This window comes from Peribacillus sp. YIM B13482 (genome assembly GCF_042787975.1).
Classification (GTDB): domain Bacteria; phylum Bacillota; class Bacilli; order Bacillales; family DSM-1321; genus Peribacillus; species Peribacillus simplex_A.
Window position 1 is genome coordinate 34,528 of record NZ_JBHZPF010000040.1, and the last position, 12,666, is coordinate 47,193.

Genomic DNA, 12,666 nt, shown 5'->3' on the forward strand with positions numbered 1-12,666 from the left:
CAATTCAGGTTTTACTGTTTAATCCACAACCAATTGGTTTTTCAGTAAAAATGGCCGGGTTATTTCCTCTTCTTTTTGTTTATTCGTCAATAGTGCCTGTAGAATTAAATCTACGTAAATATCACCAATTTCATTTATGGTTTTTCCGCCGTCCCTTTTGTACCATTTGTAGGACCAGTTCACCATGCCCAGAATCGACATCCCGGTAATTTCAACCGGTAATTCGCTGCGGAACACTCCCTTGTCAATGCCTTCTTTGATGACGGAAAAAATAATTTCTTTATATATTTGACGTTTTTTTTTGATTGCTTCTACATAAGGTGGTTTTAAGTAAATGCTTTCTTGATAGAAAACTGAGATGTGTGGTTTATAGAGGTCAAAAACTTTAACGAAAGATTGAATGATCTTTTGCATTTTTTCTGTTGGATGGGTACTTGCTGAAATGGCTTCCTGTGCTTTAGTTAAAACATATGAAATAAAGTAATCATGAATGACAAATAAAAGCTCATCTTTGGACGAGAAATGGTGATAAAATCCACCCTTGCTAGTCCCGCATGCCTTGACGATTTCGTTAACGGAGACACCATGAAAACCATGCTGTTCGAAGAGTGTCAACGATGTTTCGATTATTTTTTCTTTTAACTCCGTAAGTCTGCACCCCCTTGTATCCGCTTACATTTAACCCAGCAAGAAAGTTTGATTATGTATAAACTGGATTTATTTAGATTTTACCAAATATTTAAAAATTGTCAATTTTAAATATAAACAAAAAACAGCCCTCATGACCAAGAGCTGTCAACCTGCTTTATTTAATATGTCTGAACAATTTACCATTCACACTTGACTATTTATTATTCTTCGCCCTGACTGGCTTAACCTGGGCTTTTACAAGCTGCCATCCATTGTTATACTTCCATACCGATTTGATTTCCAGGATCGAATCACGTTCATCGGAACCTTTCACATGTTGGATCCCTATAAACCCCTTTCCTTTTCCCAAAACGGTCTTGAGGTCCAGTGAAGAGTAGGGATCAACCAAAAGCTCTGTCGGTTCATTTAGTTTTCCATTTAGATAAATGCCCATTTCATCATAAGCTTGTTTTCTGGAACTGACATCTATCACCACAGGCTTTTGACCTTCTATAATGATTTCCGCTTTGTATCCGTCAAGAAATTGGGCCATTACAGGAACGGGTGGAGGGATTTCCAGTTCCTTCGCTTTTCCATCCTTGAACGTATAGGCATAACTGGTTATCAACCGCTCTCCACCTTCCATCAAAACCGTGACCAATACATCCTGGACCCCATCATCATTCAAGTCGGCAACCTTGAGGTCTGGATTATATCCAGCTTCAAGCGGGACGCTGATTGTACGGCGATTGCTTTCCACACTTAACTCAATTTTCTTCAGGAACTTGCTTCCTTCCTCATATGGCAAACCCTGAACCTGGATGATGTCTATTTTCTGGTCACCTGTTACATCTCTTTTTGTTGAAATATAGGTGCCATCGACCTGAAAATTTTTATCATGTGCTTCAACCGCTTGATAGCTCAAAAAGAGTGAGATGACTAAAACCGCATATTTTAGCAGATCTAACATTTTCATAGTGATAACCTCTCTTTTCCAAGATGAACTAGTTTGACATTTGTCTCCGTTTTAACTTTCGGCGCTGATCTTTCATGAAGATGGACCAGAAATAACCTGGCACCAATATCACAAAGCCCACTATATATGTGGCAAACACGGCACGGAATGAAGTCGGGTCGGTAAATCCTGAAAGGATCGTGACATTTGGATAAATGATATAAGGTAAATGTGCGATGCCATAAACATAACTGCCGATTAAATAATGATGATCGCTATAACGGCGCGGCGCGGCACCCCATACCCCCCCTGCTTAGAAAAATTTTCATTTTTGTCTAAGCTGTGCGAGAAGACCAAGAATGCACTCATAATACATAATAGGACCAAGATTAGGCTTGCGGGAACGATCAAGGCTTCCCCAATCGGGAATACTGCATCTGGAAATAAACTGCAAATAGCGATAACAAGACCAACGACAAAAGTATTAGTTACCTCCCAAGTTGGTGATAAATAGCTATTCGCTATCTTCTTAGCATTGGTTTCTTCCTTTTTAATGTAAGTCTGCCCAAAAGCCAGCGCCAAAATCCATGGACTCGTCCAATCACTTCCATGAACCCAGGCCATAATAGTGACAGTTGCACACCCGCAATCGTACTAGTCGGAATGCCGACCCCAAGCAAACCCCCTAATGTTTTGGTTCAGCGTTTAGCCATGACGACATACTGTAAATCCTTTGTCTTTTGATACATCAATTCCGCTGCCAACATCATCATCGGCAACCCGACGCCAATCGTTGCAAATATGATATGTACAGCCATATTCGTCCCGAACATCGTACGGGCCATTTGTATATGATCCATACTGTCTTCCTTTCTAACCTTTGCTCTTGGTAGTATCTCCTCTGTACAGGAAAATATTTAATAATATTCCACAAACTATATTTTCATGGTTCTGCAGAAAGACAGCATTTTACTTGATGATGTTTTTGGTTAATTGTTTTATTTAAATATTCTATCGGGGTTATTATTGGGATATATTTACTCGGTTGATTGCTTCTTAATCTTGCTTAGATCGCATGTACGGACGGCATTTTTAGTATAGTTGTGCAAATAATAATATGAATTGATAAATCCCCAATCAATTTATCAATTTTTCCTAAATAAGAAATATCCATCTTTAATGATTACTTTTTACAATAATCCTGCCTCATTATGGTTATGCGCCCATAAACGGGTCACCAAACAATCACCATTGCGAATCCTTCACAATTCTCTAAAGAACTGTTCATTCATTTTTATATTCGATTCAATCAAAATACACACATATCCTACAATATAGTAGTCTATGTGTGTATTTGCGGGTGGTGTTTGACTTTTGCCCAATTTTCCTTAAAGCACAGGTACTAGCCTATATATTTATGTTTAATCCATAGAACTCCTTTGACGTAAAAAAGAACAATACAATAAAGTATCTTTTTTGCAAAAATCGCCCTATGTTTCTTGCGATAGGTTATTGCACCAGAACGGAGGATTTCTATAATTAAAAAACTCTACCATATCGTAGAGCTTTTTAAACATATGTTCATTAACTAGCACTTTTCTATCATTATAAAAAATAGGATTACTCCGTTTTTAACAATTTGAAATTCTTGCTTAATTTATTTATTCCGCTTTACTCTGTTTAATGCACTGAATATTCTAAATATTGAACGCGTGCCTTTACAAGACTCTGGTTTAGAAAAATTCATATTCAGGATACTAATCCTAAAAACCCTTTGGACCTTTTTATCAATCACTTCCTGTGATTAATAAATCATCCTGTAACTGAATTAACACTGTTTCATTACTTACATTTTGATTTTTTGTTACTTCAATTGAAACAACATGACCACTTACACTAGTCTCAATTTCCACTTTTTTATTGTCCGTTGTATGAACTACCATTAGTTTTTCCCATTCATATACATAAGAGCCTTGACTAACAAATATGTTTTCAACTTTTCCACAACAAGGACTATAGACAGTTTCTATAACTTTTTTCACCTTAAAACCCTCTCTTTCTATTGAAATGAATTAGAAATTCCAAATATCATACTTACACCGAGCCATGTAAGCAGCTAGACGCATATCTATTTATTAATTTTGTGCTATGGATGATATCTTTTGAAAAGAATGACCATGCCATTTTTTCTGTCCAATAATAGCCTGATCGTTTTGCAGCCATTCAAACTATGATGCCGCCATTCCACCAGAACCATAATATCTTTGGTTGTTCCAACATTTTACTAATCGCTCCCACATACCCTCGAATTAACCGATCTAATTCAGGGGAGGGCATGATACGGGAGGATCGCAAACCGCCTTTACTTCGATAAAGCAGTTACTTCCGGATGAAAACGAACTCGTCCCTTTGTAGGCCAGACCAATCATTCTGCTGAGAACGATAGCCGGAGAAAAGACTGGATTGAACTAGTAAATCTAATGCTTCACTTGCTTATTGCCCGGCTTTTCAACTTGAACGATATTGATAAGGGTTGCCTCTTACCTTGCAGGTGATGAAAGTTAAGGATAATCTACATTTAAAAACATAGCCACATCTTTGCTTTTTTGTTTTCTTTGTTTCCGCATACTTGCTCGATCTAAGGCCGTTTCATGTAATTTTTTTTCTTCTTCTGTCTCCGGAATAACATTTGGAACACGTGTGGGACGTTTATGTTCATCTAGTGCAACAAATGTTAATAGAGCAGTCGCTGCAATTCTACGAACACTGCTTTTTAAATCTTCAGCAATAATTTTCACAAAAACCTCCATTGAAGATGTGCCTGTCCATGCCACATAAGATATAAAACACACTGAATCTGTTGTACGTATGGGATGTAAAAAGTCAACTGAATCTGTTGAAGCAGTTACACATTCACTCCGACTATGACGTGCTGCAGAAATCGATGCTACTTGATCGACATCACTCATCAATCTGCCGCCGAATAATGTATTATGATTGTTCACATCATTTGGAAATATACGACTCGTTCTTATGACCCTTGATTCTCTGCAATATTTCGCTTCTATAAACCCGTCCTCCTAAAACATGGGACCTGAAATCATCACCTATGTAAACTTTTAGTATATGGTTATATTATGATACAATTTTGCGCTTTTTAATCTTAAAACACTATCGGCGTATGTAGCCTAGTGTTCCGAGAATACGAAGCTTGCTTTAAAATATCATTCACCATATGCTGTTGCTCAAGCTCTTTACGAAGCATTAAAAGCTCCTCCTGCTCGAGTAAACTGTTTTCATTCTCTTGGTAGGATCCAGACTTTTCATACTGGGTGAATCCACCGGTCAAGGGAGGACGGGATCGTATTATTCCTTCACTGTGCGCTTTCAGAGAAGATTTATGCTTATATTTTTCTATTTAAAAAGAGTGGTTGTACCTATCTGTTTAGTTTCCCAGAAACGAACGCTAACATAAAATAACTTTCTATGGTATCTTCACCCATTTTAATAAACCCATCAATTATTTAGAAAAGAAACCTTTAAGGGCAAAAGCTATATTTTGTGGTCTTTCTGCCAAGCGACGCATAAAATAACCAAACCAGTCGTTACCAAAAGGAATATACACACGCATTGTATATCCTTCTTTAGCTAAACTTAATTGCATGTCTGTCCTAAATCCATATAACATCTGAAACTCAAATTGGTTACGTGGAATATTGTTTTTTTGAACAAACTCTTTTACACTGGCAATGATACGATGATCATGGGAAGCAATCGCCGTATAGCTGCCACTCAGCAAATGCTCTTCAATGATTCTCATATAATTTTTATCTACTTCTTCTTTCTCTTGATAAGCCACAGAAAGAGATTCTTGATAAGCTCCTTTAACTAAACGAAGGGGAATTCCTTTTAATTCTTTTACGTCCTGTTCCGCTCGATATAAATAGGATTGAATCACTGTTCCTACATTATCATATGTTTCGCGTAATTCTCTCAGGATATCTAACGTGATTTGGCAATGTGCATGATCTTCCATATCGATTCTGACAAAATTGTTGTATTTCCTGGCTGCCTCAAGTATTAGACACATATTTTGAACACAAAAATTCCGATCAATGTCCAAACCAAGTTGGGTCATTTTTACAGATAAATTACTATTTACTCCTGCACTCCCCATAGCTTCCAACGTTCTTACGTTGTATTCCGTTGCCTCTATTGCCTCTATTCTACTTGAAACAAATTCCCCTAAATGATCCAGTGTACAAATCAAGCCTTTTTCATTTAATTCTTGAACTTTCTTAATCGCACTTTTGATAGTATCTCCTGCCACAACTTGGGAAGCCCCAAATCGAAGGCCCCATTTTTTCGCAGCTTTATTTAACGCTTTGTTGTTGGAAGCGTGAAGAAAAATATTTTTTGAAACATCTGCCAGCATGAATATATCCCCCTAAATGCATGTCCTTGTTTTATTAAATGGGGCAACCTTTTTAAATTGCCCCAGCCCTTATTAAAGTGTTTCGCTAGTTGTTTTCGCTTGCATGTGCAGAATCAAATAATCAGGGCCCCCTGCCTTCGAATCCGTTCCAGACATATTGAACCCACCAAACGGATGATACCCAACGATTGCTCCTGTACAACCGCGATTAAAGTATAGATTACCTACGTGGAATTCTTCTTTTGCTCGTTCAATATGATCAGGAGTGTTAGAAAGTAACGCACCCGTTAAGCCGTAGTCCGTGTTGTTCGCTATTTCCATCATATGATCGAAATCGCGCGCTTTACAAACAGCTACAACAGGTCCAAAAATTTCTTCCTGCATCAGACGTGCTTTTTCATCAATATCCGCAAAGATGGTCGGTTCAATAAAATACCCTTTGGAGTCGTCCCCTTCTCCACCAGTCATCAACTTGCCTTCTTCCTTTCCTATTTCAATATATTTCATGATTTTATCGTAAGAAGCCTGGCTGATGACGGGTCCCATATAGGTATTTACATCTTCAGGGCAGCCATTCGTTAAATCTTGAGTTAATGCCACTGCTTTTTCAAGGACTTCGTCATAAACATCCTGATGTACCACCGCACGTGAACCAGCCGAACACTTTTGTCCGGAGAATCCAAAAGCAGAATAAACAATCGAAGCGGCCGCTACATCCAAATCCGCGTCTTTATCTACGACTACAGTATCTTTTCCGCCCATTTCGGCAATCACACGCTTTAACCAAATTTGACCCGGATGCACTTTTGCCGCGCGTTCATAAATGCGGCAGCCAACTTCACGTGAACCCGTGAAGGAAACAAAGCGAGTTTTCGGATGATCAACAAGATAATCCCCTATTTCCGCGCCCCCTCCTGGAATATAGTTAAGTACGCCATGAGGAAGACCTGCTTCTTTCATGACTTCAACGAATTTCGCTGCAATCACTGGTGTGGTATTTGATGGTTTCAGAAGAATCGTGTTTCCGGCAACAATCGCTGCAGCTGCCGTTCCGGCCATAATAGCTAATGGAAAGTTGAATGGAGAAATGATGACACCTACACCCAGTGGAATATAGTTGAACTTGTTTGCTTCTCCATCTCGACTTTTTACAGGTACTCCGTCTTTTAAATGCATCATTTGACGGGCATAGAATTCAAGGAAATCAATGGCTTCAGCCGTATCTGCATCAGCTTCTTTCCATGGCTTTCCAGCTTCTTTAACTAGATAGCCTGAAAATTCATGTTTGCGGCGACGAATGATATCCGCGGCACGAAATAAAATGTTAGCACGTTCTTCTGGTTTTTCTTTTTTCCATGTGTTGAATGTAGACAATGCTGCTTGCATTGCCTTCTCGGCCAATTCTTTATTCGCTTTAGAAACTCGACCGATTACTTCTTCCTTATTTGCTGGATTTATCGATACAATTTGTTCATTTGTTGTAATGAATTCTTCTCCAATGACAAGTGGATAATTTTTTCCTAGCTCTGATTGTACAACCTCTAAAGCTTTTTTAAATTCACTTTTATTTTCTTCAAGTGTAAAATCTGTAAATGGTTCGTGTTTATATGTTTTAATGTCCGTATTATTTGTTGTAATCATGTTTTTCTCTCCCTTAAAAAATAAATTTGTATAACCGATGTAATAGCGCATCATCTTAAGTTAAAAGTATGAATAATGTTCAACTGATAGTTGCTGCCTCTAATTTCTTCTTTTACTTTTGTTTGTGAAAAAAGTTCGCTAATCCAATATCTCCTCCTTCATTAACGGAAAATTTATAATAAAAATAATATTCAAAAACTTAATATGAACATATTATAATTCCATTTATACACTTTTGTATACTACTTTCAACAAAATTGTCTAAATAATTTAAAATTAAACACTTTTGTTCAATTTAATATTCATTTTTTAAAAAACAGATTATTATACTAGCTTATGAAGCTAATCTAAACAGTATATGGTGAATTCATTTTATCTTGGGGAGAGTTCACCACCTATTAACCCGTTTTTTTTCAATTGCATAGCTTCTAAACCACATAGTATGTAAATGGCTGTAGGAATGCCTTCAATCATAACAACGGAACGAGCTCGCTTTTTGATTTAAGTTTTATAAATAACTTTAAAGTATACATAAGTGTTTAGTTTATGTTCCATTCCGGGAAATAAATAGACAAATATGCACAAAATGTATTATCATATAATTCTTAATATTTTTTCATCTTTTATTTGGAGTCTATATGCATTTTAATTTTTTAATTCTAATAAGTAGAAGAAATAAAAGAGGAAGAATTGTTAAAGATTTGTTTCTTGTTTTAAGGGTTATCACTTTCTGTTATTTTTTTGAAAGATTTGAATCCCCTTAATTTTTTTGGTTTTTACGTTATGGAGAGGATGTAGGATATGAATCATCAACAACCTGAATTAAAAAAAGAGTTGAAAATTCGGCATATTACCATGATTTCTCTCGGAGGAATCATCGGTGCTGGGTTATTTGTTGGAAGCGGCCCGTTAATTAATACGGCTGGGCCAGGTTCTATTTTCTCATATGCGCTAGCAGGATTACTGGTAATTTTGGTGATGCGGATGCTTGGGGAAATGTCAACGGCAAATCCATCAAGTGGCTCTTTTTCCACTTACGCCCGGGAAGCGATCGGCCCATGGGCCGGGTACACGATTGGCTGGTTATACTGGTTTTTCTGGGTAATTGCCATTGCAGTTGAAGCGATAGCAGGTGCGACAATTATTCAATATTGGTTTCCTTCTTTGCCTTCTTGGTCAGTCAGCCTTATGCTTACTTTTTTATTAACCCTAACTAACATCTATTCTGTTAAATCATTTGGTGAGTTTGAGTATTGGCTGTCCATGATCAAAGTTGTCAGTATTGTTCTCTTTTTAATTCTTGGAGGTGCCATTATATTCGGTTTCATACCAGGTATAGAATCACCTGGTACTTCAAACCTTCTACATAGAGGTGGATTCCTGCCATCTGGAATAAGTTCTGTGTTTATAGGAGTTGCCCTTGTTATGTTCTCTTTTATGGGGAGTGAAATCGTGGCTACTGCAGCTGGGGAAACCTCACATCCTGAAAAAGCCATGAGGGTTGCTACAAATACTGTTATCTATCGTATCTTAACTTTTTACCTAGGTTCAATTTTAATAATCGTAACAATTCTTCCATGGGACTCTACCAGTTTGATGAAAAGTCCTTTTGTTTCTGTCCTTGAACTTTTAAATATACCAGCTGCAGCTCAAATCATGAACTTCCTTCTTTTGACGGCAGTGCTTTCTTGTTTGAATTCTGGTATTTATACGAGCTCACGTATGTTATTTTCGATGGCGAAAAATGGAGATGCTCCCCGAATGTTTTTAAAGGTAAATAAGAAGGGGATACCCATGAATGCGATTTTAGGATGTACCGTTATTGCTTATATCAGTATTGGATTCAATTACGTTTCTCCAGATAAAGTATTTCTGTTTTTAGTTAATGCTTCCGGAGGTGTAGCCCTTCTTGTTTATCTAGTGATTGCCTTCTCTCAGTTACGTATGCGAAGAAAATACGAAAAAGAAAATCCTGGAGCACTTAAGATCAGAATGTGGTTATTTCCTTATTTAACATATGCCACGATTATTACGATCACTAGTATATTTATCTCGATGACATTTATTGATTCCTTACGTTTACAATTCTTTTTAACGCTACTTCTCACTATCCTGATTGTCGGTTCTTTCTTTGTCTTAAAGAAAAAGAAACCATCGGATTTATTATCAACGAACAAAGAAAAAAATGCCTCATAAATAATGGACGCTATTTGAAATTAGACACGGGCTGGCGCATTAAAAAATCCCAACTCAGATTAGTCATTTGATTTACCCCTGTCAAGTAGACAGTCATAAAAGACTACAGTCATCGAGATTCGATATTCATTCGGAGCTCGGTGGCTGAGTCGTTTTTGGAATCGTTTTTAGCTGTAATAATAGATATCCTCCCAGTTTTTAAAAATGATTTTGATTCAACATCTCTTATTTATAATGGGGAAAGAACGATTCCACTAAGACATTATCATGTTGGTTTCATTTAATGCCAAGATATTGAAGTCGTAGATTGTATGCATGGGCTGTGCATTAGAAGCCTTGATCCGAATGGAGAATGGTTCTGTACTTCTCAACATGATTCTGGGTTCCTCCATTTACAGATTTACATAACGCTTTTTTCAGCCTGTACTTTATAATAATCTCACTCTGATACCTTTCAATTGAATTGGTATCCTTCGTTTCATTGCTGCCTTCCCCATTCAAATACATCTGTACAGCTTTCATTTTTTTCCTTTGAATATTTCTCGAACTTTTCCCTTTTTTAGCCTATAATAAAATCCCCTCCAGGTAGTGGTGTATTTTCCACGATTGTTTGTGGTCTTTTTACACGGTCTACCTTAAGGGGATATTATCAAAGCAGTCTTTCCAGAAACTAGCTCTCGTTTTTTTGTTATCGGTGATAACAAAAGTTTCGATAGAGAGCGTAACTGGGGCATAATAAAATGCAAAATAAAAATAAATCAGTTTAATCCGTATTCTTTAATCTTATTGTAGAGCGTTCCTCTGGACATGCCGAGTAATTTGGCAGCCGCACTTTTGTTTCCATATGTCTTGCTTAAGGCTTCTTGAATCATGTATAACTCTTCTTTTTCCTCTTCCTGAAATGATGTTTCTTGTGGGCATGAGATAAGGCTATTATGAACATAATAGCTACTAGTTATGTTTTTTTGAAGATGATTGCTTTTAATAATATTTTCATCATTCAGAAGGATAACACGTTCCACAACATTCCGAAGTTCACGGACATTTCCTGGCCATTCATAGTTAACTAATATAGTTATAACTTCCGATCCAATTTTCGGAACTGGTTTCTTATACTTAGAACTGAACTCTTGCACAAACTGTTCAACTAATTTGACAATATCTTCTGGCCTTTCACGTAAAGGAGGAATATCAATGTTAATTACAGTTAAGCGATAATAAAGATTTTCGTTGAATTTCCCTTCCTTTACCATTGCTTCTAATGCCTGAGATGTAGAGGCAATTACACGTGTATGTGTCGTCAATAATTCCGTTGTCCCTACACGATAAAATGATCCATGTTCTAAGTAGTGCAGAAATTTTTCTTGAATGTCTAATGGCATTTTATCAATTTCCTCAATGAATAATGTCCCATTATGTGATTGTTCAATTTTTCCATTTTTCCCCGTCTTCTTATCTGCTGTATAAACTCCTTTTTGATATCCAAATAATTCAATCTCCAAAAGAGTGGAAGGAATGGCTGAACAATTAATAGATACAAAAGGGCCGGTTCGCTTTGAACCGCCGTAATGAATAGCTTGTGCTAACATCTCTTTTCCTGAACCCGGTTCTCCGGTTAACAGAACCGGAATGTCTGCGTAGGCAACTTTTTGCGCTATCTTCACGGCCTTTTGAATTTCTACATTTACTCCAATAATAGAGGAAAAAGGGTTGTCCTGATGGATAAGCAACGGTAACGAAGAATCAAGTTCCTCGTTTAAACGAACAATTTGAGTAATATCATGTTCCGTTGCAATGCCTCCAATGACTGTATTATCCTTTATGACTGGGGAGGCATTTACTAATACGTGATTATCATTATTAGGGCGATGATAAGCCCCGCGAACGGGACGTCCCTCATTTAATATACGATGCAATATAATGGACTCTGATTGAAAATGCTCTCCAATCTTTTGACCAAGGATATTTTCACGTTTAATGCTGTATGTTCCCTCGGCAACGGTATTCCAGCAGATGACTTTCCCCTCTTGATCCACAGCTGTGACTGCGTCATTAATGGTTTCCGCCAATGTAGAAAAGTATGCGGATAGCTCCTCATTTTTCAATTCCAGCAGTTGGACCCATTGGTTTGCAGTTATGATTCCACTAATTCCTTCTTTTTCCGGATCTTTAATCAGGACCGGTCTGCTCCAATCAGTTTGTAGCATAGAAAGTTCATCTATTGTAGAAATGGTAGAGGGAGTCCACTTTACCTTTTCAATCCACTCGATTACAGACAGTGAATCATCCATTAATGCCAGAAAATTGCATTCATTCTTTGAAACAATGTAGTATTCCTTCGCTGAAATGATTACAAAATCATACTTTAAAAAGTTATTCTTTATATCCATTAAAGTTGTATAGGGTTTCACTATAGTGAAGGAGTCGTATAGAGTAATTTCTTCCATTTTAAACATAATAAACCCCTTTTATTATATATTTTATGAGAAAGTATAAGGATTTATACAGTATCATCTTCTAAAACAATCATAAAACAAATATGTTTAAATAAAAACTAATAACTTTATTATAATATAAACTTCACTCTATGTTTCTAACGATTGATTTTCTGTAATGGAAATAAGGAATACTAAAAAAAACTCTATCATAGAATAGAGTTTCAGTTTGTAGACAAAAGGGGTTCGGAATTAAAAAATTCCGAACCCCTTTTTGAGATTCCCTTTGAATTTTTTCCTGAAGTTAGGAGATTGGGGCTCTACGAGCCCACTATGTTAGGCCATTTTTGGACCTCGCCATGTCCAATTGGCCA

Annotated in this window: 8 protein-coding genes and 2 pseudogenes; 1 reads left to right on the forward strand and 9 read right to left on the reverse strand. The window is 37.0% G+C overall.

Annotated elements, in window-relative coordinates; translation table 11 throughout:
• Positions 1–18: 18 nt before the first annotated feature.
• The 8 genes and pseudogenes from ACFX4L_RS17815 to pruA form a co-directional block, all read right to left on the reverse strand.
• Positions 19–630, reverse strand: a complete 612-nt coding sequence (locus ACFX4L_RS17815; RefSeq protein WP_377383416.1) for a TetR/AcrR family transcriptional regulator — start codon at positions 628–630, stop codon at positions 19–21.
• A 214-nt stretch (positions 631–844) separates the two neighbouring features.
• Positions 845–1,606, reverse strand: a complete 762-nt coding sequence (locus ACFX4L_RS17820) for a hypothetical protein (protein WP_377405763.1) — start codon at positions 1,604–1,606, stop codon at positions 845–847.
• 28 nt (positions 1,607–1,634) lie between these two features.
• Positions 1,635–2,177: pseudogene (locus ACFX4L_RS17825) on the reverse strand (cytochrome d ubiquinol oxidase subunit II); the annotation flags it as partial.
• Positions 2,176–2,445, reverse strand: a pseudogene (locus ACFX4L_RS17830) (cytochrome ubiquinol oxidase subunit I); the annotation flags it as partial. The pseudogenes ACFX4L_RS17825 and ACFX4L_RS17830, both read right to left, overlap by 2 nt.
• Before the next feature lie 927 nt (positions 2,446–3,372).
• Positions 3,373–3,627, reverse strand: a complete 255-nt coding sequence (locus ACFX4L_RS17835) for a biotin/lipoyl-containing protein (protein WP_377383305.1) — start codon at positions 3,625–3,627, stop codon at positions 3,373–3,375.
• 519 nt (positions 3,628–4,146) lie between these two features.
• Positions 4,147–4,653: an acyl-CoA thioesterase gene (locus ACFX4L_RS17840; protein ID WP_377383414.1), complete on the reverse strand. Its 507-nt coding sequence runs from the start codon at positions 4,651–4,653 to the stop codon at positions 4,147–4,149.
• 452 nt (positions 4,654–5,105) lie between these two features.
• Complete coding sequence (locus ACFX4L_RS17845) at positions 5,106–6,020, reverse strand: proline dehydrogenase family protein (RefSeq protein ID WP_377405765.1); 915 nt, start codon at positions 6,018–6,020, stop codon at positions 5,106–5,108.
• 72 nt (positions 6,021–6,092) lie between these two features.
• Positions 6,093–7,661 (reverse strand): L-glutamate gamma-semialdehyde dehydrogenase, encoded by a 1,569-nt coding sequence (gene pruA, locus ACFX4L_RS17850; RefSeq protein ID WP_377405767.1) that lies wholly within the window; start codon positions 7,659–7,661, stop codon positions 6,093–6,095.
• Between the two features lie 801 nt (positions 7,662–8,462).
• Here pruA and ACFX4L_RS17855 point away from each other — a divergent pair.
• Positions 8,463–9,857 (forward strand): amino acid permease, encoded by a 1,395-nt coding sequence (locus tag ACFX4L_RS17855; RefSeq protein WP_268564931.1) that lies wholly within the window; start codon positions 8,463–8,465, stop codon positions 9,855–9,857.
• A gap of 758 nt (positions 9,858–10,615) precedes the next feature.
• On the opposite strand, the gene ACFX4L_RS17860 is transcribed toward ACFX4L_RS17855, so the two are convergent.
• Positions 10,616–12,313 carry a sigma-54 interaction domain-containing protein gene (locus ACFX4L_RS17860; RefSeq protein WP_377383298.1) on the reverse strand — a complete coding sequence of 566 codons (1,698 nt, stop codon included), beginning with the start codon at positions 12,311–12,313 and terminating at the stop codon, positions 10,616–10,618.
• Between the last annotated feature and the right edge of the window lie 353 nt (positions 12,314–12,666).

Coding starts and splice junctions, on each gene's coding strand:
- ACFX4L_RS17860 (WP_377383298.1), bottom strand. CDS start 12,313: ATGTTTAAAATGGAAGAAATTACTCTATACGACTCCTTCACTATAGTG.
- pruA (WP_377405767.1), bottom strand. CDS start 7,661: ATGATTACAACAAATAATACGGACATTAAAACATATAAACACGAACCA.
- ACFX4L_RS17855 (WP_268564931.1), top strand. CDS start 8,463: ATGAATCATCAACAACCTGAATTAAAAAAAGAGTTGAAAATTCGGCAT.
- ACFX4L_RS17820 (WP_377405763.1), bottom strand. CDS start 1,606: ATGAAAATGTTAGATCTGCTAAAATATGCGGTTTTAGTCATCTCACTC.
- ACFX4L_RS17845 (WP_377405765.1), bottom strand. CDS start 6,020: ATGCTGGCAGATGTTTCAAAAAATATTTTTCTTCACGCTTCCAACAAC.